The sequence below is a fragment of the Thalassospira sp. SM2505 genome (genome assembly GCF_054901115.1).
This window is the reverse complement of sequence record NZ_CM142731.1, coordinates 1736503-1762716: the sequence shown is the minus strand read 5'-3', so window position 1 is coordinate 1762716 and position 26214 is coordinate 1736503. Positions and strand designations below refer to the sequence as shown.

The window sequence follows — 26214 nt, the reverse complement described above, 5'->3', positions numbered from 1 at the left end:
GACCTTGCGCATATAAAAAGGGCTGCGAATATCGCAGCCCTTTGTCGTTTCAGCCCGTTGGTCTTGCGATCAGACCAGATTGGCCTCAAAGAATTCCGCCGTGCGGCCATTGGCGGTTTCGGCATCGGCCGCGTCATAATGCGCCCCGCCCTTGCGCGCAAAGGCATGATCACGGCCCGGATAGATATGAAGCTCGGTCAATGGATGATCACCAAGCGCTTCCTTGATGACCTCCTGTGCCTCGGCCGGGATATATTCATCATTGCCTGCCAGATGCACGATCAGCGGCTTTTTGATGTTATCGGCTTCAGCCATGTAATTATTCATGCCGCCCCCGTAATAGGCCGCAAAGGCATCACCGTCGGTCCGCGTTGCCGACAGGAAGGTCAGCAAACCGCCAAGGCAGAAGCCAACAACCCCGACCTTGCCATTGGCCCCCTCAATACCGCGTGCGGCCTTCATGGTTGCCGCAATATCTTCAACACCCTTATCGACATTGAATGCCTGATAATAGCCAAAGGCCTGCTTCCATTCGGCCTCGGACTTGTCGGTAATATCGATGCCCGGCTCGATCCGCCAGAACAGATCCGGACAAACCGCAATATAGCCCTGCTTGGCATAATCATCAGCAATGCCGCGCATCACCGCATTCACACCAAAGATTTCCTGAATAACCACAACAACCGGTGCCGGAAGCGTGGCAGGCATGGCCACATAGGCCTCAAACGAACCGTCCGGTGTGGTCACATTCAGCTTTGTCATCGCAATCGTCCTCCTTGTTTTGATCTTTATGTCCAATCAGTTATGCCCTGAATACGACATCACAAGGGTTCATGGTCAAAAAACGTAACCACCCATCACGACAAGACCGCTCTCCCTAGCCTGCATGCGGTCCGTTAAACTCGGCAGCCATCTGATGAAGCTCATGCCACAGGCTGACCGCAAAGCTGCGCAGCACCATGATTTCAAAGCAATCATCATCGGTCCGCGTGATCATCGCCCCGATATGCCCGATCTGGGTCATCGCCGATGCGCCGACCGCAAAGACCCCATCAGCAAGATCAATCATCGCCCCCTTTGCCAGAACATCGCGCACCTGCGGGCCGGAAATCATGATCCGTACACGCCCGTGGGTCTGATCCGAAATCGCATATTCACCGGGCATCTGGCCGCTGATTTCGGCAAAGCGGTCCTGGGATACATCACAATCCCCGACCCAGAACCATTGCCCCGGCGATGACGACCGAAGTGTCGCGCCAAGTTCCGGTGCAATATCTGAAATCAGCTTGGTCAGATGCGCCGCATCTGCCTTGGCATTGCCCTTACCCAGAACATGAATGACAAATCCCCCGGCAATCGGTGCGATATGCACCGCTGCATGGCCGTTGGCATCGGCCTTGGCCGGAAAGGGCGAGACATTATTAAGCAAAAAATCACGCATGGAGCTTCTCATTCTCTGGATCGACAAAGGCCGGATTGCAAAGGATGCCGGTGATGCTGGCCCCGGCAAGCCCGTTCCAGATCACGACTTCCTCGCCATATCGTTCAGGCCCGCCCTTTACCAAGGCAAGACCAATGACATGACCAAGGCTTGGCGAATAACACATCGACGTCACATAGCCCTGATCATTGGCAAGGCTGACCGCATCCCCGATTTTCAGGATATGCGATCCGGTCGCGAATTGATCGCTTGGGGATTTCGGCTTGATCCCGACCAGTGCCGGGCGCCTCGGATCAACAAGCCCTTCGCGCATATTCATCACCCGGCCGATGAAATCATCCTTCTTGGCTGAAACCATCCGCCCCATGCCCAGATCGGCTGGCGTGACCGTGCCGTTGATTTCGGCATGGGTGACATGGCCCTTTTCAATCCGCATCACGCCAAGTGCCTCGGTACCATAAGGCGCAATACCGAATGCCTCGCCCGCCACCATGATGGCATCGGCAACGCTTTCGCCATATCCGGCCGGAACCGCGATTTCATAGGCAAGCTCGCCCGAGAACGAAATACGGAACAACCGGCCCCTAAGCCGCCCACCAAACATCGACACTTCACGCGCCGCAAGGAACGGGAATGCCTCGTTGGAAATGTCGTCATCAATGATTTGCGCCAGAACATCACGCGCCTTTGGTCCGGCAACCGCCATCTGCGCCCACTGATCGGTGGCAGAAGCCAAACGCACATCAAGGTCGGGCCACAAAACTTGCGCACAAAACTCAAGATGGGTCAGAACACCGGCGGCAAGGGCTGTTGTCGTGGTCATGAAGTAATGATTTTCGGCCAAACAACTCGTCGTGCCGTCATCATACACAAAGCCATCCTCGCGCAGCATGATGCCATAGCGCGCCTTGCCGACCGGTAATTTCAGGAACGCATTGCAATAAACCCGGTTCAGGAATTCTGCCGCATCCGCGCCAAAAATCTCGATCTTGCCAAGGGTCGAAACATCACAAATACCGACATTTCCGCGCACATTAAGGACTTCACGATCCACACTGTCGCGCCAGAATGTCTCGCCGTCTTTCGGGAACCAGCTTGATCTGTACCAAAGCCCGGTTTCAACAAATTTTGCCCCGTTGCGCTCAGCCCAGCCATGCAGCGGCGATTTGCGTACCGGCTGGAATTCAAACCCCTTGGACGCACCAACAAGCGCACCGAACGACACCGGCGTATAGAACGGGCGGAATGTGGTGGTGCCGATGTCGCCGGGCGTAACCCCCTTGTTTTGCGCAAGAATACCAATCGCATTCACATTCGATGTCTTGCCCTGATCGGTCGCCATACCGTTTGTCGTATAACGCTTGGCAAGCTCGACATGATCATATCCCTCGCGCATCGCAAGATTGATATCACCCGCCGTCACATCGTTCTGGTAATCAACAAATGCCTTACCCTTGCTCGATGGTACGGACCAGATCGCCATCGTATTGAGCACACTGGTCGTAACGTCTTCCACCCCGGCAAGACGGGCTGGTTCCCCACCAAATCCAAGCCCGTCCAGAACCGGCAGCACGGCCTTTGCCCCGGCATCGAAACAGGCGACAACACCTTCACACCCCGCCACCGCACCGGCGGGCACCATGCCGTCGCACTGTTCCGGCGGCATGAAACCGGCATGCTCATCCGACCAGACCGGCCTTGCCCCGCGATGACAGGCCAGATGAACAATCGGGCTATAGCCCCCCGAAACTGCGAGCGCATCCACCGCAATCACCTCATCGCGGCCATCGTCATGGCGGACCGTAATGGCCTTGATCGCACGGCGCCCGGCAGTATCACGAACCATGGCCCCGGCAATCAGCCGCGCCTTGCCATTAAAATCAATATCCGGGCAACTGCGCGGATCAATGATCGCGGCAACCTCGATCCCGCGCGCTTCAAGATCAATTGCGGTCTGATAGGCCTGATTGTTATTGGCAAAAAGCGCCACCCGTTTGCCCGGTGCAACACCAAAGGCATTCAGGTATGTGCGCATCGCACCTGCCGTCATCACGCCGGGGCGATCATTACCGCCAAACACAATCGGGCGTTCTTCTGCCCCGGTTGCCAGAATGACATGCCCGGCGACAATACGCCAAAGCCGTTCCATCGCCCGATCCGGATTGATCGCCTGTTCTGGCAGATGCTTTTGCACGCGTTCGACCGCGGCAAAGACCTGATCGTCATAGGCACCGAACACGGTGGTGCGTTTCCTGATTTCGACATTGGGCAGGGCATGAAGCTCGCCAACAATATCGGCCAGAACCGCATCGGCTGCTTTATCCCCGATCAAACCGCCCTCGGCCAGCATCCCGCCGCCAAGCTGAGCACCCTCATCGGCAATGATCACGCGTGCTCCGGCCCGACCGGCCGTAAGGGCAGCGGCAAGTCCGGCAGCCCCGGCCCCGATGACCAGCACATCGCAATGCGCCCAGCATTTCTCGTAATAGCCGGGATCGGGATCATAGCTTGCCCGACCAAGACCCGCTGCCTTGCGGATCAGGGGTTCATAAACCTTTTCCCAGAATGCCGCAGGCCACATGAATGTCTTGTAATAGAACCCCGCCCCCAAAAGCGGCCCCAAAAGACCATTCATCGCGCCGATATCAAAATTCACATTCGGCCAGCAATTCTGCGATCTGGCTTCCAGCCCGTCAAACAGTTCGGCCATGGTCGCACGGGTATTGGGATCACGCCGCCCGTCACGCCCGATGGTCAAAAGCGCGTTGGGTTCCGCCGCCCCGGCCGTCAGAATGCCGCGCGGACGATGATATTTGAAACTGCGCCCGACCAGCTGTTTGCCATTGGCAAGCAGCGCGGACGCAACCGTATCGCCGCCAAAGCCAGCAAGCTTTTCACCATTAAATGTAAAGCTGCGCACATCATCACGATCGATCAAAGTGCCGCTATCAATCCGGAAACTGGTCATGCCTGCCCCTCCGTCTTCAGGGTACTGGCATCAATGACGTCGCGTGTTTCATGGGTCACGGTGTTTCGATCCAGAACCAGCCAGCGACGGCACCCGCCGGAATGGTGCCAGTATTCCCGATGCTGGCCGCGCGGATTGTCGCGCAGATAGACATGATCAAACCAGGTGCTTTCATCCGCGCCAGCTTGCGGTCGCGGGGTTGCGACTTCACCACGGATGGTAAATTCCTCACGGGGGCGACGGCCGCAATGGGGACATTTGACAAGACTGCTCATTTCCAAATTCCTTTTGCGACAATCAGTGCAGGTTGGCCTGGGCACCGACGCCCTTTTCATCAAGCAGATATCCGCGCGCAAACCGGTCCATCCGGAATGCGGTTGCGGTTTCATGCGGCGTGTCCGTTGCCAGCAAATGGGCATAGCAATATCCCGATGCCGGGGTTGCCTTGAACCCGCCATAGCACCAGCCACCATTGAAGTAGAGATTGGAAAGATGGGTACGATCCATGATCGGGGATCCATCCATGCTCATATCCATGATCCCGCCCCAACTGCGCAGGACGCGCACCCGCGACAGGGCCGGGATCATCGCCATTCCGGCCTCGGCCACATGTTCGACACAGGCAAGGTTCCCGCGCTGGGCATAGGAATTATAGCCTTCGATATCGCCGCCAAATACCAGCCCGCCCTTATCGGACTGCGACACGTAAAAATGCCCGGCCCCGAATGTGACGACCGTATCGATAAACGGTTTCAGCCCCTCGGACACAAAGGCCTGAAGCGCGTGGCTTTCAATGGGAAGGCGCATATCGACCATCCGCGCCACATGACTTGAACTGCCTGCCACCGCCATGGCGAGCTTGTTGCATTTGATCGCCCCGCGCGTGGTCTGAACACCGGTGACCTGATCGCCATCGCGGTCAATCGCGGTAACTTCGCAATTCTGGATGATATCGACACCGTTCTGATCGGCGCCGCGCGCAAAACCCCATGCCACCGCATCATGGCGCACCGTGCCACCACGGGCCTGCATCAGCCCGCCCATGATCGGAAAGCGCGCATTTTCATAATCCAGAAATGGCAGCTTTTCACGCAGCTGGTCACGGTTAAGAAGCTCGGCATCGACCCCGTGCAGGCGCATGGCATTGCCGCGCCGGGTATAGGCATCTCGCTGGGCATCGGAATGATAAAGATTGATCACCCCGCGCTGGGACACCATGGCATTGAAGTTGAAATCCTGTTCCAGCCCTTCCCACAGCTTCATCGAGAATTCGTAAAACGGGTTGTTGCCTTCAAGCAGGTAGTTCGACCGGATAATTGTGGTATTGCGCCCGATATTGCCTGATCCGAGATAGCCTTTTTCAAGGACCGCCACATTCCGCACGCCAAACACCTTTGACAGGTAATAGGCCGTTGCCAATCCATGTCCGCCACCCCCGATGATGATCACATCATAATGGGATTTGGGATCAGGATTACGCCATGCGGGCTTCCAGTTCTTGTTCTTGGAAAAAGCATTGCCAAGCAATGACAGGGCTGAATAACGCATCTTTGATCTTTCGCTGTTGCCCGCTTCGGGTACCAGCTGATCTTGACATAGGCGTAATTTGCGGCTTGTCTAAAAAGGACATCTAATAACAAATTTGGGACATTCATTCAGATGCCCCGAAATGCAGGATCAGAGGCACAAGATGACGTCCGCACACAAACCCGGAACCCGCCAGACATCGACCAGCCCGTCTGCTGCCCTGATCCATTCCGGTCCCTCTGCCTTTCCGGCCCCGCAACATATCGGCTTTTTCCTGCTGCCTGATTACGCCCTGATGTCCTATGCCTCGGCGATTGAACCCTTGCGCGCGGCAAATCTTCTGGCCGGACGACCGGTTTACAAGGTCCTGAACTATTCAGCCACAGGCGGGAATGTATTTTCATCATCGGGAACGATGGTGCCAACCACCCCGCTGTCACAGGCCCCGACCAACCTGCATAGTCTATTTGTCTGTGCGGGCGGCCATCCATCCCAGTGGCAGGCACCGGGCATGCTGCCGGGCTTGCGCAGGCTTGCACGATGGGGCGTTCGGATGGGCGGTATTTCAAGCGGGGCCTATATCCTCGCCGCAGCAGGACTGCTGGGACAACGGCAATTCACCATCCATTGGGAACATGCCCCGGCCTTGATAGAGGCATTCCCCGATCTTGAACCAATGCGCGCACGCTTTGTCATTGATGGTGACCGGATCACATGCGGCGGCGGGGTGGCACCGCTTGATATGATGCATGCGATGATTGCTGAACATCTGGGATCGGATTTCGCCACCCGCGTGTCGGACTGGTATCTGCATACCCAGGTCGGTGTTTCCAGCGGGTCACAGCGCGCATCTCTTGCCGAACGCTATAACGTTCATCATGCCGGGTTGCTTCGGGTTCTCGAAAAAATGGAAACCACCATCGAAGATCCGAAATCCCGCGAAGAAATGGCACGCTTTGCCCGGCTTTCCACCCGCCAGCTTGACCGCCTGTTTGACCAGCATCTGGGAAAATCGTTCCTTGAAACCTATCGGCAGGTACGTCTTGACCATGCCAATCGGCTCCTGACCCAAAGCGCACTGACCATTTCCGAGATTGCCTTTGCCACCGGATTTTCCAATAGCAGCCACTTCTCGCGCAGCTACAAGGCAACCTACGGTGTCACACCAAGCGTCGCACGCGGCGACTAGGCAAAGCTTCCTCCACCTCCCCCGACAGGACAAAGCATCCAACCAAGGGGTGCATTCCACAAACAAAGATTTCGACAGAATCGGCACGATTCAACGAGTCTGCATATTTGATATGCATCGATTCTTATCGACTATTTTTTCATCAACACGCTTATATCTAGACGTATAATACTATTAATTTATTGATTTTATTATATTTTTTGCATCGCACAATAAAAAACACATTTGAACTTGTTCACTATGGGGAATTGATTTTTAATAAAAGGAATGTCCATCGGGGGGCATTTTGTGATGGAGAGACTAAAATGGAACAATCCGTACCGGAGTTGATGGCAAGGCTTGATAGCCTTGAGGCATCACTCAGCATGGCAACGACCATCAATTCCGAAGTTTTCTATTGGTGGTGTACAGCACTGATGCTGGCCATCCATGCAGGCTTCCTTGCTTATGAAATGGGTGCGTCGCGCGCAAAGAACGCGCTGGCATCGGGCATGAAAAACCTGATCGCATTCGCATTCCTTATTCCGGCCTTCTATTATATCGGCTGGTGGATTTATCTTGCGTTCCCAACCGGCTTTACCATCTCTGACGGATCAGAGGCAGGTCTGCCCTGGAGCGCGAATATGGGCCCGAACCTGACCGATAACGCATCGGGCATTTTCTATGCGGCCTTCACCCTGTTCGCAGCAACCACCGCCTCGATCATGTCGGGTTCGGTGATCGAACGTATCCGCATTTCCGGCTTTACCATCCTTGCCCTTTTCCTTGGCTCCGTTGTCTGGGTATTTGGCGCATCCTGGGGCTGGCATCCGGATGGCTGGCTCACCACCGAGTGGGGCCTTCACGATGTCGGCGCAGCTGGTGCCGTTCACACCATTGCCGGTTTCTTCACCCTTGGTGTTCTGATCAACCTTGGCCCGCGCATCGGTCGCTTCAATGCTGATGGCTCGGTCAACAATATCGACGGCCATAACATGCCGATGTCGCTGATTGGCCTGATGCTGATCGTTATGGGCTTCTTTGGCTTCCTTGGCGGCTGCATCATCTATACCGGCGACACCTGGATGACCATTTACAACACCCCGGCAACCCTGTCGGCATTCGCATTCAACACCCTGATGGGCGTTGCTGGCGGTATGATCGGTGCGTATCTCGTAACCCGCGATCCGTTCTGGATGATGTCTGGTGCCCTGATCGGCGTTATCTCGTCGGCTCCGGCACTTGATCTTTACTATCCGGGTCTTGCCTTCCTGATCAGCTTCGGCGGCGGTTGCATCATGCCGAAACTCAACGACATCCTCGTCGGCAAATTCAAGATCGATGATGCCGTTGGCGCAGTCGCTGTTCATGGCTTTGGCGGTGTATGGGGTCTGATCATGGCAGGCGTCTTCGCATCGGGTTATCCGAACGTTGCCGGTCCGGAGATCTCCTTCGTCGGCCAGCTTTCAAGTGCTGTCGTCTTCATGATCCTCGGTTTCGCACCGGGCTATGTCCTGTCCCTGATCCTCAAGGTTGTCGGCCTGCTTCGCGTTACCGACAAAGCTGAACTTGCAGGTCTCGACAAGGCAGAAGTCCCGGTCAGCGCATATCCGGAAAGCACTGTTCCGGCTGCATTCACCAACGACCCTGCTTCGCCGACCCCGGCTGAGTAATCTCGTTACCGGTTTTTCAAGACAAGGAAACTGAAAATGAACACAGCTCCAATTACCAGTTGGGAAGGTGCAGAGGCCTATTTCACCTTTGCCGACAAACCGGCCCTTCTTGTGCTGTTTACGCTGATTGGTATTGGCGTATGCGTCTGGACCATCGCATCGATGGCCAGCCATGAGAACAAAGCTTACAAAGACATGTAATCTTTGGGACTGACGGGATGTATTGCCAGCCTGCCCTGAACCCAAACGGCAATCCATCCCTTCAAGAACACGGCGAAAGGCCAGCGTCAAAACTGGCCTTTCGGTCTTTCTTCTGATGATCACACCGGACAGATCATCGCCGCGCACAGACACTCGCATCTCCCGCCCGGTTGACCTGACAATCAACCGCACACAGCGATCAGATTGGCCTGTGCCCGCATAGATCATTCACCGTAGAGGCCACAATGATCGACCTTTCCCAGTCCCTTCCTGATCCTCATGCCGTGCGCGCCGCCCGCCCCAGCCGCATTATCAATGCTGGCCGAACCGCCATGGCACGCAACACCGAACGCTATGAAATTCCCGGACGGGGCGCAGCCCTTATTGCGCTGCGCGAAGGCGATCAACTGACCCTGACCAATAGCGAAGGCATGCAGACGGTTGAACTGATTGGTCTTGATCCGTCGGGCGGGTCGCTGCCATCGATCTTTGAACATCTGCCGCATGGCAAGCCGCGCGGCCTGATTGACCTTTTATCCGATCCCTATGACACAAGCCTTGTGCGCTTTGCCCAGACACTTAAACGTCGCGATGTCACCCTTGAAAACTGTCTTGCGCTGCGCGTGTTTGGCAATGCCAGCCCGGCGGGCGACCGGATCGACCTGACGGTGCAATTTGATGGCTTTGTGATTATCGCCACCCCGGCACCGGTCATGCAGATTGACGCCCATAATACCGCAAGTCCGGTAAGCGTTGCGATCACACGCGCCCATCATCACGACACCTACAGCTTTGCCCTGCCCGATCCGCTGGCTGATCCGGTCCTTGATCTGCGCGTCAATGCTGCAACCGCACGCGCCTATGAAATCAAGGCTGGCGACTATATCCAGATTCTCGATGTCGACGGGCGGCAATGCACCGATTTTCAGTGCTTTGATGCCCGCAAGCTGGATCGTGGCATTCAAAACCCGCTTGACGTCACCACCACCCGCACCCTGATGGGCCACGCCTATCCGATGCCTGGTCTTCATGCCAAATATTACGATCAGGATATGGACCCGCTGGTCGAGGTCATTCAGGACACCTGCGGGCGACATGACGCCTTTGCCATGGCCTGTGCCGCCAAATATTACGACGATATCGGCTATCCGGGACATGTGAACTGCACGGATAACTTCAACGGGGCGCTTGCCGCACACGGGGTTGATCCGCGCGCTGGCTGGATGGCGATCAATTTCTTTTTCAATACCGGGATTGATGATCACGGCGTGATGTATGCCGATCAGCCATGGTCGCGTCCGGGCGATTATGTACTTTTGCGCGCCATGACCGATCTTGTTTGCGTGTCTTCGGCCTGCCCGGATGACACCACGGCGGCCAATGGCTGGAAACCGACCGATATTCACATCCGCGCCTATGACAGCGCGGAAAAGTTCACCCATGCCGTTGCCTGGCGACCGACTGCAGAGGCCGAAGCAAAAATGACCAAGGAAACTGCCTTTCACCCGCGCTTTGCCGAACTGACCCGCAACTTCGTCGAATATAAGGGCTTCTGGCTGGCGCATGAATATACCGGCTTTGGCATGATCGAAGAATACTATGCCTGCCGGGAAAAGGCCGTCGTGATCGACCTTTCGGCTTTGCGTAAATTCGAAATCACCGGCCCCGATAGCGAAACCCTGATGCAGCATTGTCTGACCCGCAATGTCAAAAAGCTCGGCATTGGTCAGGTTGTCTATTCCGCCATGTGCTATCCCCATGGCGGGATGATGGATGACGGCACATTGCTGCGTCTGGGGCAGGACAATTTCCGCTGGATCTGTGGTGATGATTATAGCGGTGTCTGGCTGCGCGAACAGGCAACCAAACTGGGGCTTCAGGTCCTGATCCGGTCCTCGACCGATCAGATGCACAATATCGCCGTTCAGGGCCCCAAAAGCCGCGATATCCTGCGCGAGGTGATCTGGACACCACCCCATCAGCCCAAACTTGATGAAGTTGGCTGGTTCAAATTCACTATTGGCCGGATCGGTGATGCCAAGGGCGCACCGGTTGTCGTGTCGCGCACCGGCTATACCGGCGAACTGGGCTACGAAGTCTGGTGCCATCCCAAGGATGCCATCACGGTCTTTGATGCGATCTGGGAAGCAGGCGAATCCCATGGCCTGACCCCGATGGGGCTGGCGGCCCTTGATATGGTGCGCATCGAAGCAGGCCTGATCTTTGCCAATTACGAATTTTCCGATCAGACCGACCCGTTCGAAGCCGGGATCGGCTTTACGGTGCCGCTGAAATCCAAGGAAGATGACTTTATCGGCCGCGATGCCCTGATCCGGCGCAAGGAACATCCGTCCCACAAACTGGTCGGGATCGAGATTGATGGCAATGTCGCCGCCAGCCACGGCGATTGCATCCATATCGGGCGCGCCCAGATCGGGGTAATCACCAGCGCCATGCGATCCCCCATATTGGGCAAAAACATCGCCCTTGCACGCATCGACATCGCCCATGCCGATATCGGCACCGAGGTCGAAATTGGCAAACTTGACGGTCACATGATGCGTCTTCCGGCCAAAATCACCGCCTTCCCGCATTACGACCCGGAAAAAACCAAGCCGCGCTCATAATGTGAGCAACCCTCACGTTCCTGCAAACCACGCAAAACACGCCCGACTTTTCCGGTCAGGCGTGTTTTCCCTGCGTCCGACCAGTCGATCTCCATGCCGAAAAAAGGCGCCTTCCCCGATCATCCCGACCTCCTCCAAACCTACAACGACCTTGCTACGATCTTGCCGCATCCTGCCCAGACCCTGTTCTGGCCTTGCCCCAAGCCCCCTGTTCTGGGCCTGCCTAACCCTGCTCTGACCCCGCTCTGGCCCTTCCACGCCCCTGCCTCGATCCCACGCCGCGATGGCTCAGGCATCATGCCCCGCGAAAACAATCAATCCTCATACAAAAGAAAACCCCGCGCCTTGGCGCGGGGGTGACTGCGAGTTTTTCTGTCAGGAGATGACAGTAGGATTATGAGTTTCTATTTAATAATAAGCGTTATTCTGCAGCGCTGCTTTTTAATCCGGTCTGCAAATAGGCTTCCAGACTGTCATCCAGTTCTTCCAGCCAGGGGGTATGATGGGCCGGTGACATATTGCCGGTCATAAGCGATCTGTATGACTTGTTGCGATAGCCCATAATGTCATGGGCCTTGTCATGTTCCCATTCCTCAAAGGTCTTGTTGACCCCTTCGATATCGAACATCGGATAGTCTGTCATTTCAATGAGATGGGCGGTGTAATCGCCCTGGAACCAGATCATGTCATGATCGTCTTTCAGACCCTCTTCACGATCCCGCCAGGCCTGGCTATCGGCCTTCATTTCGTCCTTTGATGGCAGATCAAGACGGCCCATGATGACATCACGGGCATACCATGCCTGTGCATCAAACATGTTGAAGGTATAGAACTGGTCCTGCATGCCCAGATACATCAGCCTGGGGTTTTCTTCCCACACCACCCCGTTATAAAGACCCAATGGCCACAAACGGTTAGCGGTTTTCAAACGCAGATCATCGGTCAGGAACGGGAAGTGATGCTGATAGCCGGTACACAGGATGATCGCATCGACATCACGCGATGATCCGTCCTTGAACCAAGCTGTGTTGCCCTCGACCTTGGTCAGAAGCGGTACTTCCGCCCAGTTGTCGGGCCAGTCAAAGCCGATCGGATTGGTGCGGTGACTGACAGTGACCGATTTGCAGCCATATTTATAGCATTGCGACCCGATATCCTCGGCCGAATAGGATGTGCCGATGATCAGGATATCCTTGTCCTTGAATTCAAGGGCATCACGGAAATCATGGGCATGAAGCACGCGCCCGCCAAAGGTCTCAAAGCCCGGGAATTCCGGCACATTTGGTGTCGAGAAATGCCCGTTTGCCACGATCACATAGTCAAATTCCTCGGTCGAAACCACATCATTTTTCAGATCGTGCGCGGTCACCAAAAACGTTTGGCTTTCTTCATCAAACTCAACACTGCGAACCGGGGTTCTGAACCGCACCCACGGGCGCACATTGGCCTTTTCCACCCGGCCCTTGATATAGTCCCAGATCACCGCACGCGGCGGATAGGATGCAATCGGTTTGCCGAAATGTTCCTCGAAGGTGTAATCGGCAAATTCAAGGCATTCCTTGGGCCCGTTTGACCACAGATAGCGATACATCGACCCGTGGATCGGTTCGCCATATTCGTCAAGACCGGTACGCCATGTATAGTTCCACAAACCACCCCAGTCTTCCTGACGTTCAAAACAGACGATTTCGGGGATTTCGGCCCCTTTGGCTGCTGCTGACTGGAATGCACGCATTTGCGCCATGCCCGACGGGCCGGCTCCGATGATCGCAACACGAAGTGTCATTGCCTTTGATCCCCTGATAAACCATTTTCCTTGTCCTCCCTTCGGCTGTTTTTTGTGCCGTTTTCGTGCCTTTAGGCTTAGTCGGGGAAAATCCCCGGCGATGTCGGCGCACCGTCGTCAAATTGCGAAAGCCACTCGACCAGCATCGGGTGATAGCGCGACAAACCCTTGTATTCGACCAGTTCCGGACGCAGATCACGCATCACACGATGCAGGCGACGGCCCCATTTCGGCTGGGTGACGACTTCGTTCATCGCCATCAGATAGGTACGGATCGGAAACAGGATCGCGTTCGAACGCGGCAACCGCCAGAAGGTCTGAAGTTCGACCCGAAGATGGACCTTTTCCCCGATATTTCCAGGCGTCACCGTGGTGCGATCCGGGCCCCATTTCGGGTAGTTTTCCGGGCTGGTATCGAGTCTGGGATTGACCGTCAGCGTCCAGTTCAGACGTCGGGACGGTTGGCCTTGCGGCAGGGAAAGCAGGAATTTCAAAGCACGCTGAAACACGCCAAGTTCATGGGCCAGCGGCACAGGTGCATGCCATTCAAAAAAGTTCATGCCGATATCAAAATCAAGCGACCAGTCGGCCTGTGCGGTAATGATCCCGGCATCAAGCCACAGATTGCCATCGCGCTGATCAAGGATGGCGTGATCACCCTGCACCTGACGACCGATATATTCCATCGGATGGCATGGCAGGGTAGAACTGTCACCAAAGATAAAGCTGTCATCAATCTGAAGCGGCTTGTTGATCCAGTGCCAGCGATCCCCGTCAATGGTCAGCTCGAACAGATCGGGATAGTCGCGCGCCTTGGACACCATCACCAGTTCGACAAAATCCCAACCGGCTGTTTCCATATGCGGCAAGGCCTGACAACGTCCGGGATCCTCGGCCAGAACCAATGCCCGATCCTTCATTTCCGCGACATAATGTTCGTCCACGTCAAAGGCATTTTCAAACGGACTTCCGGCCCGTGTGGCGTGATGCGGTTCCACATTGGTGGAATACATATAGACGTCTTCCGGGAACGGGAACGGAAAGCGCGGAATATTGCCCGGACTGTTGGCATAGGTGAAATCGTTGCGGAATGTCTCGTTTCTGAACTGGATGGTCATGTTGCCAATCCCCCTTACAGATCAAGCTCAAGGCGTTCACCGCGAAAACGCGAAACGCAGGGCATGATGAATTGCTTTGAGGCACGCTGTTCGTCGTCAAGCCAATGGTCGTTATGGGCAATATCGCCTTCACAACTGACGACCTTTGTTTCGCACTGACCGCACGCCCCGCCACGACACAGGCAATTGACCGGGGTCCCGGATGCCTCGATGGCTTCAAGCAGGCTTTGTTCCGGCCCGACCGTGATATCAATTCCGGCCTTTGCCAGATGGACCGAGAATGCCTGTCCGACAGGCGGGGAAAGGAAATGTTCGAAATGGATGTGGGCAGCAGGCCAGCCAAGACCGGTTGCGGTTTGCACCACGGCTTCAATCATGCCCCTGGGTCCGCAAACATAGACATGGGTGCCAAGCGGCTGATCAGATAAAAGGCCCACCAAATCGGGGCCACCGCCCGCATCATCGCAATAGCAACGGACATTATCGCCAAAGCGATCCTGCAGGCTGTCCATATAGGCCGCCTGCGAGGCGCTGCGTGCGGCGTAATGCAGTTCGAACGGCACCCCAAGCTCGGTCGCCTGCGTCATCTGGGCAATGAACGGCGTGATGCCGATACCACCGGCAATCATCAGATGTTTTTTGGCCCGCAGATCAAGCGCAAACAGGTTTACCGGGGGCGAGATTTTCATCTTCATCCCGGCTTTGACCTTTTCATGCATGAATTTTGAACCACCGCGCCCCTCATCATCCCGCCGGACCGAGATGGCATATTGCTCACGGTCAAAGGGCGAGCTCATCAGCGAATAGGCATTTTTGCGTTTGGTCGGACCATCAAGCATTTCAACAACGATATGCGCCCCGCCCGAAAAGGCCGGAAGTTCGTTGCCGTCGACATGCTTGAATTCAAAGCGTTTGATGATCGAATTGACTTCGACAACCTTGCTGACCACCACCGGAATCAGATGATCGGATGCACTCATTTGAACATCTCCCTGATTTCGATGTCTTCGGTCGGGTCTTCGGCATTGATGCAAACGCCCTGAAAGGCAGCAAGGCGACGTGAATAATGATCGCGCACCAAAAGCAGCAGGTCACAGGACGGGCATTTGACCGGCTGGGTGGTGACTTTTTCGATCATGGTTTTGCAGTGAACGCATTGAACCCGCCGGGCCAGACTGCCGCGATGCTCACACTGGACCGCACTATGATCCAGACCGCATTCCTCAGCCACAGCCACAGCCTTGCCAATCAGGGTTTCTGTCCCGGCAAGGTAAAGCTGACTGCCCATTCTGGCATCGGACAACCAGTCACCAAGCCTGGCAACGGCGTCATCAATGGTCGGGAAATGTTCGAACCGTTTTGCACCCAATGCATAAAGGGCGGTGATCAGGGAATTTTCACCGGGCGTTGGCACATAAAGAATATGTACCTTTTCCATGAAGTCCTTGGGGGCGGCTTCGGCCACACGAATAACGCATTCTGCGCCCGAAGCATCGGCGACGAAATAATGCGCAAGGCCCGGCGCGATGGCCAAAGTGCCATAGGTCGGGCGTGAAAGAATGCTTTCTTCTATCAAACTCTCAGACATGGTAGCGGGGTCCCGTTCTGTCAGAAACCAAAGGATCTGCTTGGCGATCCGGGGGCCTCTGACGGCCCCCGGCGCGGCGCATCAACCCTTGGCAGTTCTTTTGGACTTGGTCGGATCATCGAACGGCATGGTATGGGCCATGCCACCCAGCATGCCATCGGCACCAGCGATTTCCAGACGCACACCCTGTTCGGCACACTCAACGGCCAGTCGGGCAATTGCCATGGTCTGATCCTTAAGCGGGCTATACATCGCACAGGTCACAACGCCGACCTTCTCGCCGTCCCTGAAGACAGCAGCCCCCTCGGCCGGGACTTCCTTGCCATCAAACAGGATGCCGAAAATCTTGAAGCGTTCCTTGCCCTTCAGACGGTAATGTTCCTCGGCCCCGCGGAAACCGGTCTTGCCGGGACTGACCGTGAAATCAAGGCCAAGCTCCCAAAGGGTGTCGCCCGGACCTTCGTTTTCGAACGGATACATCTGCGAGTTATCATAAGGGTAAAACAGCAGGTAGCTTTCAACACGCAGCATATCAAGCGTGGTAAAGCGGGTCGGAATGATGCCCATATCAGCACCCTCGGCAACGATACGGTCCCAGATCATTCCGGCATCCTGTCCGCGACAGAAAATCTCGTAACCGCGTTCACCGGTATAGCCGGTGCGCGAAATCATTACCGGTGCACCAAACAGCTGGGTTTGCATGTGATGAAAATAGGGAAGATCGCGAATGCCCGGCACATATTCGGCCAGATAATCCACCGCAAGCGGCCCCTGCAATGACAGGTCATGCAGATTGTCATCAAAGCGCACCGACACATCGCGTCCCATGGCCGCACGGGTCAGTTCTTCGTGGCCGGTGCCCGACCCATGAACCACCATCCATGAATTCGGCCCCATGCGGTAAATCACGCAATCATCGGTAAATTTACCCTGATCATTGAGCATGCAGGCATAGACCGACTTGCCGGGATAGATTTTTTCGACATTGCGCGTGGTGGCGTAGTCAATGACATGCGATGCATGGGGACCGGTGATGTGAACCTTTTTCAGGCCCGAAACATCCATGATTCCGGCCTTGGTACGGATGGCGATATATTCCTCGTCCCAATCCTTGTCATAGGTCCATGCCGTTCCCATTCCGCTCCAGTCTTCAAGATTGGAACCGAGCGCCCGGTGACGGTCGGCAAGTGCGGAAAATCTCCAGCTTGCAGTCATTGTGATGGCCTCCTGATTTTGATCGCCCTTTCGCGCAATCAGCGCGCAATTATTGGCTTTTTATGTTCTCCATTCTGGCGGCAAGTTGTTCGCGAACGCAATAATTATTTTTCATCTAGTTAAATATTTATTCCTCAAGTGCTATTTTCTGCGGCATCGCAATAATTTATTTGCCCTGCGGGAAACCCGCGAAGTCGGAAAATGATTTTCCCTGTAGTTGATAAATCTTTCCTGGCAGTTTAAATGAATCAGCAAGGCATGATTGTCGTTCGACAGCACAATTCGTTGCGACGCAATGGCCAAAAATAAAAGACAGCCGCAAAAGCGGTCCGACAGGAAACGATCAGGAAATGCACCGGCCCGCCTGACTGCGGCCCCGGTGGCGAAGGAAGCCGCCACGATGGCAGATACGAATTCGAAGACGCCGAAACACAGCAATTCAAATAGCGAGCAAGGACACAGCATGGACCCCATGAACAAACCGGCCGCCCTCACCCAGGACCCGCATGCTCTTCGTGAGCCGAAGGAGAACAATCTGGAAATCGCGATCGGGCATGAAGTTCGCGCCTTGCGCAAGAAACTTGGCATCACCATCGCCGATCTGGCATCGGCAACCGGCATCTCGATGGGGATGCTGTCAAAGATTGAAAATGGTGTGACATCGCCGTCGCTGACATCGCTTCAGGCGCTGGCAAGTGCGCTGGGCGTGCCGCTGACCGATTTCTTCCGCCGCTATGAGGAACCGCGCAATGCGGTGTTTGTCAAATCGGGCGAAGGCATTGCCATTGAACGGCGCGGCACGCGCGCGGGCCATGAATATAACCTGCTTGGGCATATTGATAACAATACCAGCGGTGTTGTGGTCGAACCCTATTTGCTGACACTGACCGAGGAGTCGAGCAGCTTCCCCGCCTTCCAGCATGAAGGCATGGAATTCATCTATATGCTTGAGGGTGAAGTGCGCTATCGCCACGGGGACCAGCTTTATTACATGCAAGCCGGTGACAGCCTGTTTTTTGACGCAGATGCACGCCACGGACCGGAAGAGCTTCTTTCATTTCCAATCCGTTACCTGTCGATCATCTGCTATCCTGCACGGGCGTAAACTTTCTTCACGGTGAAGAATATAATTCACCCTGATGAAATTTTTATTCTTAAGAGTTGATTCCGCAATCGCGAGCAGTTAGTCTCCATTCCAGCAACAGAATGGAGACTGTCCTGCCATGTGCGGCATTGTTGGTTTATTCCTTAAAGATAAAAGTCTGGAACCGCAGCTCGGCACTTTGCTGTCGGAAATGCTGGTGACCATGACCGATCGCGGCCCTGATAGTGCGGGGATCGCCATTTATGGTGCAGATCAGAACAATCTGGCCAAACTCACAATTCAGTCCCCGGACCCTGAAACCGACTTCGCCGGTCTGACCGATGAATTGCGCGCAGCCGGGATTTCAAATGCATCCATCCTGCCCAAAAGCACGCATGCGGTCATCACGGTTGCCGCCGACCAGATCGATGCCACCCGCAAGGCGCTTGGCGAATTGCGCCCGAATGTCCGGGTGATGGGCACGGGCAGTGTCATGGAAATCTATAAGGAAGTCGGCCTTCCCAAGGATGTGCTCGAACGGTTCAAGATTTCCGACATGTCGGGTACGCACGGCATTGGACATACCCGTATGGCAACCGAAAGTGCGGTGACCACCCTTGGCGCGCATCCGTTTTCGACCGGACTGGACCAGTGCCTTGTCCATAACGGGTCGCTTTCCAACCACAACAACCTGCGCCGTGAACTGTCCCATCAGGGCATTCACATGGAAACCGAAAACGATTCCGAGGTTGCCGCAGCCTATCTGACCGGTGAAATGGCCAAGGGCAAGAACCTTGGCGAAGCACTGACCAGCGCGCTTGATGACCTTGACGGGTTTTTCACCTTTGTCGTTGGCACCAAGTCGGGCTTTGGCGTCGTGCGCGATCCGATTGCCTGCAAGCCCGCCGTGATGGCCGAAACCGATGCCTATGTCGCGTTCGGGTCGGAATATCGCGCGCTTGTGAGCCTGCCTGGCATCGAGGATGCCCGGGTTTGGGAACCGGAACCGGCCACGGTTTATTTCTGGGAACACTGATTATCAAGAACCCTGTCGGGTGCAGCGATAGCGCGCCCCGACCCGACCGCCCGATTGGTGCGGTCGCTTAAGGAAGGAACACACATGCCAGTGTTTGATCTTGCAACCACCGAACTGCGCGCGCTGAATGCGTCACTTCATGCGCTTGATAAAAATGGTGAGAACGCGGAATTCGAAGTCATCAATCCGCGTGGCGCCCATGCGGTTGCTGTCGGGATTGATGCCCCGGTCGATGTCCATATCAAGGGCAGTGTCGGCTATTACTGTGCGGGCATGAATGAAACCGCCAATATCACGGTCCACGGCCATGCCGGTCCGGGTGTGGCGGAAAACATGATGTCCGGCAAGGTCGTAATCAAGGGCGATGCCAGCCAGTATGCCGGGGCAACCGCCCATGGGGGCTTGCTGGTGATCGAAGGCAATGCCTCGTCACGGTGCGGCATTTCGATGAAAGGCATCGACATCGTGGTCAAAGGCAATATCGGCCATATGTCGGCCTTCATGGCGCAATCGGGCAATCTTGTTGTTCTTGGCGATGCCGGGGACGCGCTGGGCGATTCACTTTATGAGGCGCGGCTTTTCGTGCGCGGCAAGGTCAAATCGCTGGGTGCTGACTGCATCAAAAAGGACATGCGCCCCGAACATATCGAGCTTCTGGGCAAGCTTCTGTCCGATGCGGGCATTACCGATGTGAAACCCGAAGAGTTCACGCGATATGGCTCTGCCCGCCAGCTTTACAACTTCAATATCGACAATGCCGACGCTTATTGACGCGCAGCGCTGAAACATCGTTTCAGCCCAGAAACAGGATCAGACCATGAGCCACAAACATCCCGTTACCACGCCGCGCAAATCGGCAACCTTTGATGATTACACCCTTTCGGAAATCCGTCGTGCGGCTGCCACGGGCATCTATGACATTCGCGGAAGCGGCACCAAACGCAAGGTCCCGCATTTTGACGATCTTCTGTTCCTTGGTGCATCGATGTCGCGTTATCCGCTCGAAGGATATCGCGAGAAATGTGAAACCTCGGTCACGCTCGGCACACGCTTTGCCAAGAAACCGATTGAGCTGAAAATTCCGATTACCATCGCGGGGATGAGTTTTGGCTCTCTTTCCGGTCCGGCCAAAGAGGCACTTGGGCGCGGGGCCACCCTTGCGGGCACGTCGACCACGACGGGCGATGGCGGCATGACCGAAGAAGAACGCGGTCATTCCGAAACCCTTGTATATCAGTATCTGCCGTCACGTTACGGCATGAACCCGCGCGATTTGAAACGCGCCGATGCGATTGAAATCGTCATTGGTCAGGGTGCAAAGCCGGGCGGCGGCGGCATGTTGCTGGGTCAGAAAATCTCGGATCGTGTCGCCCATATGCGCAACCTGCCCAAGGGCATTGACCAGCGTTCCGCCTGCCGTCATCCGGACTGGACCGGCCCGGATGATCTTGAGATTAAAATTCAGGAACTGCGCGAGATTACCGACTGGGAAAAGCCGATCTTTATCAAGGTTGGCGGGGCACGCCCCTATTACGATGTTGCCCTTGCGGTCAAGGCCGGTGCCGATGTCATCGTACTTGACGGGATGCAGGGCGGCACGGCCGCGACCCAGGAAGTGTTTATTGAACATGTCGGTCAGCCGACCCTTGCCTGCATCCGCCCGGCGGTAAAAGCGTTGCAAGACATGGGAATGCATCGCAAAGTACAATTGATCGTATCTGGCGGCATTCGCAATGGCGCAGACGTGGCAAAGGCATTGGCCCTTGGCGCGGACGCTGTTTCCATCGGCACCGCCGCACTGGTCGCCATCGGGGACAATGACCCCAAATGGGAAGAAGACTATAACGCGCTTGGCACCACTGCCGGTGCGTATGACGATTGGCATGAAGGCCGTGATCCCGCAGGCATCACGACCCAGGATGCCGACCTGATGAAACGGGTTGACCCGATTGCCGCCGGTCGGCGTCTGGCCAACTACCTGAAGGTCATGACACTTGAAGCGCAAACAATTGCGCGCGCCTGCGGCAAAAATCATGTGCACAACCTCGAACCCGAGGATCTGTGCGCACTGAATATCGAAGCGGCGGCCATGGCCGGTGTACCGCTTGCCGGGACCAGTTGGATTCCCGGTCAGGGAGGATTCTAGAACATTAACGCACCACCGGAACCGGTGTGCCTTTTGGCACGCCGGGATAACCGTTGGCACTGCATAAAATTCGTCAGGGGACTTCAATGACCAAGGATCTATCAGCCTTTGCCCGGGAACGCGGCATAAAGTATTTCATGATCAGCTATACCGACCTGTTTGGTGGACAGCGCGCCAAACTTGTTCCCACCCAGGCGATTGCTGACATGCAGGAAGACGGCGCAGGATTTGCAGGATTTGCCACATGGCTTGACCTCAGCCCGGCCCATCCGGACATGTTTGCTGTGCCCGACCCTGATTCTGTCATTCAATTGCCGTGGAAACCCGATGTTGCCTGGGTAGCCGCCGATTGCGTGATGGAAGGCCAGCCTCTTGAACAGGCTCCGCGCAATGTCCTTAAGGCCCAGATTGCCAAGGCCGCCAAGCTTGGCCTGAATGTCAAAACCGGCGTCGAGGCGGAATTCTTCCTGATCACCGAGGACGGCGCATCGATTTCCGATGCTGCAGATACCGCGGAAAAGCCCTGTTATGACCAGCAGGCGGTCATGCGCCGCTATGACGTGATTGCAGAAATCTGTGATTACATGCTGGAACTGGGCTGGGGTGCGTATCAGAACGACCATGAAGACGCCAATGGCCAGTTTGAAATGAACTGGGAATTTGATGATGCGCTTAAAACCGCAGACAAACATTCCTTCTTCAAGTTCATGGTCAAGTCGATTGCCGAAAAGCATGGCCTGCGTGCGACCTTCATGCCCAAGCCCTTTGCCGGGCAGACCGGCAATGGTTGCCACTGCCATGTGTCGGTCTGGAACGATGTCGGGGAAAATGCCTTTTCCGACAAAAATGCGCCGTTCGGCCTGTCGGCCAAGGGCAAGCACTTCCTTGGCGGCATCATGAACCATGCATCCGCCATGGCGGCAATTACCAACCCCACGGTCAACTCATACAAGCGCATCAATGCACCACGGACCATCTCGGGCGCAACATGGGCCCCGAATTCCGTGACCTGGACTGGCAATAACCGCACCCATATGGTGCGCGTACCGGGACCGGGACGTTTTGAATTGCGCCTGCCAGACGGGGCTGTAAACCCCTATTTGTTGCAGGCCGTGATCATCGCAGCCGGACTGGATGGCATGGCCAATGCCGCCGATCCGGGACCGCATTACGACATCGACATGTATGAAGAAGGTCATCTGGTCAAGGACGCGCCGCGTTTGCCGCTTAACCTTCTTGATGCCGTGCGTGAATTTGGCCGCAACGAGGCGCTTCAGGCCGAATTGGGCATGGCGTTTTCCAAGGCGTTTCTCAAGCTCAAGCAAAAAGAATGGAACTCATACGTATCGCATTTCTCGCAATGGGAACGCGAAAACACGCTTGATATCTGATGCTTCTGCCCGGCCCCAAGACATTCCCCGATGGACGGGGCCGGGTTATTTTCAATCACTGCCAATTTGAAAGCCAGACGAGATGAAAAGCTACGTTCTGACAGTCACCTGTGACTCCCAGCGCGGGGTTGTTGCCGCCATTTCAACCTATCTGGCGGAACAGGGTTGCAACATTACCGACAGTTCCCAGTTCGACGACATGGAGACCGGCCTGTTCTTTATGCGGGTTGCGTTTGTCAGCGAAGAAGGCGTGGATCAGGAAACCCTGTCACGTGGCTTTGATGGTCCGGCAACCCAGTTTGGCATGAATTACCAGTTCCACGACAGTGCCGAGAAGATGAAGGTTCTTCTGATGGTGTCGCGGTTTGGCCATTGCCTGAATGACCTTTTATATCGCTGGAAGATCGGGGCCTTGCCGATTGATATCGTCGGTGTGGTTTCAAACCACTTTGATTACCAGAAAGTGGTGGTCAATCACGACATCCCGTTCCACCACATTCCGGTGACCAAGGACAACAAGCCCGAAGCCGAGAAAAAGCTTCTTGATGTGGTTGCCAGCAGCGAGGTCGAGCTGATTGTTCTGGCGCGCTATATGCAGGTTCTTTCGGATAATCTTTGCAAGAAAATGAGCGGCAAGATCATTAATATCCACCATTCCTTCCTGCCAAGCTTCAAGGGGGCCAATCCCTATCGTCAGGCCTATGAACGGGGCGTGAAACTGATCGGGGCGACGGCGCATTATGTGACCGCCGATCTTGATGAAGGCCCGATCATTGAACAGGACATTGCGCGCATCACCCACGCCCAGAATTCGGCCGATTATGTTTCAATCGGGCGTGATGTTGAAAGTCAGGTTCTTGCGCGTGCGGTCCACGCCCACATTCACCACCGATCCTTTATCAACGGCAATCGCACGATTGTCTTCCCGCCGAGCCCGGGAAGCTATGCGTCCGAACGCATGGGGTAAGCTGCATCCCGAACATAAAAAAACGCCCCGGCCTTTCGCAAGCCGGGGCGTTTTGCTTTACCTGTGCATTAACGCCAGGACTTGATTGCACGGCGGTCAACTGCGCGTGGGACGATGCCGCGCGCCGCATTTCCAATCGCATCAAGGACGTTACTTGCCGCGATATCACATTGCCGGGCTTCCATCCGCCGCATCCGCCCTTCGAACAGTTCGGCCCGTTCTTTCATATCCCGTGGATCGGCAGCACGTTCTTCGCCACTCAGGAAGGCCACCGGATCAAGCCAGTCGAGTTTCAGGGTCGTCAGGTTAAGGCGCAACACATCCCCGTCACGCAAATATCCGATCCCGCCACCGGCAAAGGCTTCGGGCACCATATGGCCGATACAGGCCCCCTTGGTCACCCCGGAATAGCGCCCGTCGGTGATCAGCATTGAGGATGCTTCAAGAATGCGGTGATGGCGCAAATTCTGGGATGGGGAAAACATTTCAGGCATGCCATAGGCTTCGGGCCCCTGCCCGCCAATCACAAAGGCAAAGGACAAGTGCCCCTGTGCCAGCATGTCTTTGGGGGCATCCATATCCACATTATTGCCGCCATTGCGGCGCACGACCGCAGCAATCAGGTCTTCATCCACCCCATCGGTTTCAATCAGGCGCGTGACCAGATCAGGTGATGCAAAATCACCGTTACAGACATGTTCGTTCTCGTAATAGCGAACGATGAAAACATGGTCGTCGAAATGCGACAGCAAATGGTCGCTCATACCCGACGTCTTGACCGCGCAATTTTCGAAGAAACTGCCGGTGATCACATCCACCCCGGACCGACTGCGAACCGGGGTCGCACGAATAACCGATGCATCACCAAGGGCCAAATCAACCGGATTTTCCAGACCGGCAATCCGTTCGGCCCAGGATTTTCCAAGAACCGTTGGTGCATCCAGATCCATCGCCACACCCAGATCAGCCAGAATGCGATAGATGCTTTCCATGCCGCGATTTTTACCCTCGGCCATTTGCCGGGCCAGGACAAAGGTATCGCGATTTTCAGTCAGGCTATGGGCGAAGATTTCCGGTACCGGCGTATTCGTGCGGACATCCTGATAATCATCAATCGATACATCGAACCCGGCATAGCGCATCATGAAGGGCAGATGCAAAAGCATGTTACTGCTTGATCCCGTCGCATTATGGATGCGCACGAAATTGGCAAAGTTGGATTTCAACAAATTGCCAATCGCATATTCCGGCTTGTTGAAAACATTAAACAGCGCATCAACACCCACCGCCACGGCACTAAAGGGTGGCACATCGGTCAGAAGTTCGAGTTCCGGCGGGGTCAGACCAAAGGCCGCCAACATGGTGCGCGACGAATTGCCCGTGCCGTTAAAGGCACAAATTCCGCCCTTTGAATCGCATGTTGCCGCCGCAAGCTGATCAAGTACACGGCGCTCAAGACCGGCGTCAATCAGCCCCAGCAATCTTGCGCGTTCAAGCAACCCGGCAAAAGCCTCGTCCGAGGTGCATTGCAGGATATAGCGCATGTTTTCGCGAATATCGGAGCCCAGATCATCATGTCCGGCCTGATCGGCGTCTGACGCGATTTGATCAAGCATCCGTCGCGTGCCTTCGGGAATTTCCCCGCCCTTGAGAACATGTGACGGCGCAAAGACCGCCCAGACCGGGGCCTGATCCCCGCGATAGGCACGCGCATGATCGGCTGCGGCCAGTCCGGCAACAACCGCAGCGGGGGATTTGTCGCAGCCTGCAATCACATAGGCCGCGTGATAACTGTGGCCTTCAAACGTGATATTGACGGCAGCAGCCGTGTGGTTGCGTGATGCCAGCGAGTAGCTTTGCCCGATATTGTTTTGCGCCGTGCCATCACAGATGACCGGCACATGAAACAGAAACGGCACCCCGCCCATTTCCCATATGCGGATTGCCGCCATCAGGGCCTGAGGCCGATCCAGAAGATGAGCCGGATGATCGGGTGCCCCGCCAATGATTGCGATGCGCGGCCGGTTTTCGACCAGTCGCCCGACCACATCCTTTATTTCCGGCACAGCGAAACTGCGGTCGCGCGCAACCACCGGATTTTCATTGACCGCATCGCGCAGCAGCTTGACAACCGTGATCGGCTGATTGGCGAGACCCTGAATACAATCGCGATACGGGTTGGCTTTTTCATCAATGATGATCGGAGATGCGGGCAGGTTCGTGGGCGACATAATGGATGTTTCTCAATCGAAGCGAAAACGGACGTGAAAGGTGAAAC

At 55.5% G+C, this 26214-nt stretch carries 21 protein-coding genes; 10 read left to right on the top strand and 11 right to left on the bottom strand.

Annotated features, from left to right (window positions below):
- Positions 1-69: 69 nt before the first annotated feature.
- The 5 genes from ACTU44_RS07915 to ACTU44_RS07895 form a co-directional block, all read right to left on the bottom strand.
- On the bottom strand, positions 70-762 hold the full coding sequence (locus tag ACTU44_RS07915; protein WP_114099222.1) for a dienelactone hydrolase family protein: 693 nt from the start codon (positions 760-762) through the stop codon (positions 70-72).
- A gap of 115 nt (positions 763-877) precedes the next feature.
- On the bottom strand, positions 878-1441 hold the full coding sequence (locus ACTU44_RS07910) for a sarcosine oxidase subunit gamma (RefSeq protein ID WP_462097145.1): 564 nt from the start codon (positions 1439-1441) through the stop codon (positions 878-880).
- A complete protein-coding gene (locus ACTU44_RS07905) occupies positions 1434-4409 on the bottom strand; it encodes a sarcosine oxidase subunit alpha family protein (protein WP_462097144.1) in 2976 nt (991 codons plus the stop codon). Before ACTU44_RS07905 ends, ACTU44_RS07910 begins: the two co-directional genes overlap by 8 nt.
- Positions 4406-4684 (bottom strand): sarcosine oxidase subunit delta, encoded by a 279-nt coding sequence (locus ACTU44_RS07900; protein ID WP_462097143.1) that lies wholly within the window; start codon positions 4682-4684, stop codon positions 4406-4408. The genes ACTU44_RS07905 and ACTU44_RS07900 overlap by 4 nt, the downstream gene beginning before the upstream one ends.
- Before the next feature lie 22 nt (positions 4685-4706).
- Positions 4707-5957: a sarcosine oxidase subunit beta family protein gene (locus ACTU44_RS07895; protein WP_462097142.1), complete on the bottom strand. Its 1251-nt coding sequence runs from the start codon at positions 5955-5957 to the stop codon at positions 4707-4709.
- 142 nt (positions 5958-6099) lie between these two features.
- Between ACTU44_RS07895 and ACTU44_RS07890 the strand changes: the two genes are divergently transcribed.
- The 4 genes from ACTU44_RS07890 to ACTU44_RS07875 all read left to right on the top strand — a co-directional run bounded on the left by ACTU44_RS07890 (position 6100) and on the right by ACTU44_RS07875 (position 11605).
- Positions 6100-7125 (top strand): GlxA family transcriptional regulator, encoded by a 1026-nt coding sequence (locus tag ACTU44_RS07890; protein WP_462097141.1) that lies wholly within the window; start codon positions 6100-6102, stop codon positions 7123-7125.
- Between the two features lie 305 nt (positions 7126-7430).
- Positions 7431-8777, top strand: a complete 1347-nt coding sequence (locus tag ACTU44_RS07885; protein WP_336083606.1) for an ammonium transporter — start codon at positions 7431-7433, stop codon at positions 8775-8777.
- A gap of 36 nt (positions 8778-8813) precedes the next feature.
- A complete protein-coding gene (locus ACTU44_RS07880; protein WP_181850417.1) occupies positions 8814-8978 on the top strand; it encodes a hypothetical protein in 165 nt (54 codons plus the stop codon).
- A gap of 245 nt (positions 8979-9223) precedes the next feature.
- The gene (locus tag ACTU44_RS07875) at positions 9224-11605 is read left to right on the top strand and encodes a DUF1989 domain-containing protein (RefSeq protein ID WP_462097140.1); all 2382 of its coding nucleotides are present in this window, start codon (positions 9224-9226) and stop codon (positions 11603-11605) included.
- 421 nt (positions 11606-12026) lie between these two features.
- Here ACTU44_RS07875 and ACTU44_RS07870 read toward each other — a convergent pair whose 3' ends face one another.
- The 5 genes from ACTU44_RS07870 to ACTU44_RS07850 form a co-directional block, all read right to left on the bottom strand.
- Positions 12027-13391, bottom strand: coding sequence for an NAD(P)-binding domain-containing protein (locus ACTU44_RS07870; protein WP_462097139.1), 1365 nt, complete (start codon positions 13389-13391; stop codon positions 12027-12029).
- 77 nt (positions 13392-13468) lie between these two features.
- Positions 13469-14509 (bottom strand): heme-dependent oxidative N-demethylase family protein, encoded by a 1041-nt coding sequence (locus ACTU44_RS07865; protein ID WP_462097138.1) that lies wholly within the window; start codon positions 14507-14509, stop codon positions 13469-13471.
- 14 nt (positions 14510-14523) lie between these two features.
- On the bottom strand, positions 14524-15489 hold the full coding sequence (locus ACTU44_RS07860; RefSeq protein WP_462097137.1) for a PDR/VanB family oxidoreductase: 966 nt from the start codon (positions 15487-15489) through the stop codon (positions 14524-14526).
- Positions 15486-16097 (bottom strand): dimethylamine monooxygenase subunit DmmA family protein, encoded by a 612-nt coding sequence (locus tag ACTU44_RS07855; RefSeq protein WP_462097136.1) that lies wholly within the window; start codon positions 16095-16097, stop codon positions 15486-15488. Before ACTU44_RS07855 ends, ACTU44_RS07860 begins: the two co-directional genes overlap by 4 nt.
- 81 nt (positions 16098-16178) lie before the next feature.
- Complete coding sequence (locus ACTU44_RS07850; protein WP_114099927.1) at positions 16179-17312, bottom strand: aminomethyltransferase family protein; 1134 nt, start codon at positions 17310-17312, stop codon at positions 16179-16181.
- 463 nt (positions 17313-17775) lie between these two features.
- On the opposite strand from ACTU44_RS07850, the gene ACTU44_RS07845 reads away from it, so the two are divergent.
- The 6 genes from ACTU44_RS07845 to purU all read left to right on the top strand — a co-directional run bounded on the left by ACTU44_RS07845 (position 17776) and on the right by purU (position 23936).
- Positions 17776-18417 (top strand): helix-turn-helix domain-containing protein, encoded by a 642-nt coding sequence (locus tag ACTU44_RS07845; RefSeq protein WP_462097135.1) that lies wholly within the window; start codon positions 17776-17778, stop codon positions 18415-18417.
- A 118-nt stretch (positions 18418-18535) separates the two neighbouring features.
- The gene (locus ACTU44_RS07840) at positions 18536-19432 is read left to right on the top strand and encodes a class II glutamine amidotransferase (RefSeq protein ID WP_462097134.1); all 897 of its coding nucleotides are present in this window, start codon (positions 18536-18538) and stop codon (positions 19430-19432) included.
- Positions 19433-19516: 84 nt separating this feature from the next.
- Complete coding sequence (locus ACTU44_RS07835) at positions 19517-20203, top strand: GltB/FmdC/FwdC-like GXGXG domain-containing protein (protein WP_114099929.1); 687 nt, start codon at positions 19517-19519, stop codon at positions 20201-20203.
- 46 nt (positions 20204-20249) lie between these two features.
- Positions 20250-21578 (top strand): FMN-binding glutamate synthase family protein, encoded by a 1329-nt coding sequence (locus ACTU44_RS07830; RefSeq protein WP_114099930.1) that lies wholly within the window; start codon positions 20250-20252, stop codon positions 21576-21578.
- 86 nt (positions 21579-21664) lie between these two features.
- On the top strand, positions 21665-22969 hold the full coding sequence (glnT, locus tag ACTU44_RS07825; RefSeq protein WP_462097133.1) for a type III glutamate--ammonia ligase: 1305 nt from the start codon (positions 21665-21667) through the stop codon (positions 22967-22969).
- A gap of 82 nt (positions 22970-23051) precedes the next feature.
- The gene (gene purU / locus ACTU44_RS07820; protein WP_114099932.1) at positions 23052-23936 is read left to right on the top strand and encodes a formyltetrahydrofolate deformylase; all 885 of its coding nucleotides are present in this window, start codon (positions 23052-23054) and stop codon (positions 23934-23936) included.
- Between the two features lie 68 nt (positions 23937-24004).
- Here the strand turns inward: purU and ACTU44_RS07815 are convergent, their stop codons facing one another.
- On the bottom strand, positions 24005-26167 hold the full coding sequence (locus ACTU44_RS07815) for a dihydroxy-acid dehydratase domain-containing protein (RefSeq protein ID WP_462097132.1): 2163 nt from the start codon (positions 26165-26167) through the stop codon (positions 24005-24007).
- Between the last annotated feature and the right edge of the window lie 47 nt (positions 26168-26214).

What these genes read in the sequence shown, in the direction of transcription:
- ACTU44_RS07915 (WP_114099222.1), bottom strand. Translation starts at nt 762, where the DNA reads ATGACAAAGCTGAATGTGACCACACCGGACGGTTCGTTTGAGGCCTAT.
- ACTU44_RS07910 (WP_462097145.1), bottom strand. Translation starts at nt 1,441, where the DNA reads ATGCGTGATTTTTTGCTTAATAATGTCTCGCCCTTTCCGGCCAAGGCC.
- ACTU44_RS07905 (WP_462097144.1), bottom strand. Translation starts at nt 4,409, where the DNA reads ATGACCAGTTTCCGGATTGATAGCGGCACTTTGATCGATCGTGATGAT.
- ACTU44_RS07900 (WP_462097143.1), bottom strand. Translation starts at nt 4,684, where the DNA reads ATGAGCAGTCTTGTCAAATGTCCCCATTGCGGCCGTCGCCCCCGTGAG.
- ACTU44_RS07895 (WP_462097142.1), bottom strand. Translation starts at nt 5,957, where the DNA reads ATGCGTTATTCAGCCCTGTCATTGCTTGGCAATGCTTTTTCCAAGAAC.
- ACTU44_RS07890 (WP_462097141.1), top strand. Translation starts at nt 6,100, where the DNA reads ATGACGTCCGCACACAAACCCGGAACCCGCCAGACATCGACCAGCCCG.
- ACTU44_RS07885 (WP_336083606.1), top strand. Translation starts at nt 7,431, where the DNA reads ATGGAACAATCCGTACCGGAGTTGATGGCAAGGCTTGATAGCCTTGAG.
- ACTU44_RS07880 (WP_181850417.1), top strand. Translation starts at nt 8,814, where the DNA reads ATGAACACAGCTCCAATTACCAGTTGGGAAGGTGCAGAGGCCTATTTC.
- ACTU44_RS07875 (WP_462097140.1), top strand. Translation starts at nt 9,224, where the DNA reads ATGATCGACCTTTCCCAGTCCCTTCCTGATCCTCATGCCGTGCGCGCC.
- ACTU44_RS07870 (WP_462097139.1), bottom strand. Translation starts at nt 13,391, where the DNA reads ATGACACTTCGTGTTGCGATCATCGGAGCCGGCCCGTCGGGCATGGCG.
- ACTU44_RS07865 (WP_462097138.1), bottom strand. Translation starts at nt 14,509, where the DNA reads ATGACCATCCAGTTCAGAAACGAGACATTCCGCAACGATTTCACCTAT.
- ACTU44_RS07860 (WP_462097137.1), bottom strand. Translation starts at nt 15,489, where the DNA reads ATGAGTGCATCCGATCATCTGATTCCGGTGGTGGTCAGCAAGGTTGTC.
- ACTU44_RS07855 (WP_462097136.1), bottom strand. Translation starts at nt 16,097, where the DNA reads ATGTCTGAGAGTTTGATAGAAGAAAGCATTCTTTCACGCCCGACCTAT.
- ACTU44_RS07850 (WP_114099927.1), bottom strand. Translation starts at nt 17,312, where the DNA reads ATGACTGCAAGCTGGAGATTTTCCGCACTTGCCGACCGTCACCGGGCG.
- ACTU44_RS07845 (WP_462097135.1), top strand. Translation starts at nt 17,776, where the DNA reads ATGGACCCCATGAACAAACCGGCCGCCCTCACCCAGGACCCGCATGCT.
- ACTU44_RS07840 (WP_462097134.1), top strand. Translation starts at nt 18,536, where the DNA reads ATGTGCGGCATTGTTGGTTTATTCCTTAAAGATAAAAGTCTGGAACCG.
- ACTU44_RS07835 (WP_114099929.1), top strand. Translation starts at nt 19,517, where the DNA reads ATGCCAGTGTTTGATCTTGCAACCACCGAACTGCGCGCGCTGAATGCG.
- ACTU44_RS07830 (WP_114099930.1), top strand. Translation starts at nt 20,250, where the DNA reads ATGAGCCACAAACATCCCGTTACCACGCCGCGCAAATCGGCAACCTTT.
- glnT (WP_462097133.1), top strand. Translation starts at nt 21,665, where the DNA reads ATGACCAAGGATCTATCAGCCTTTGCCCGGGAACGCGGCATAAAGTAT.
- purU (WP_114099932.1), top strand. Translation starts at nt 23,052, where the DNA reads ATGAAAAGCTACGTTCTGACAGTCACCTGTGACTCCCAGCGCGGGGTT.
- ACTU44_RS07815 (WP_462097132.1), bottom strand. Translation starts at nt 26,167, where the DNA reads ATGTCGCCCACGAACCTGCCCGCATCTCCGATCATCATTGATGAAAAA.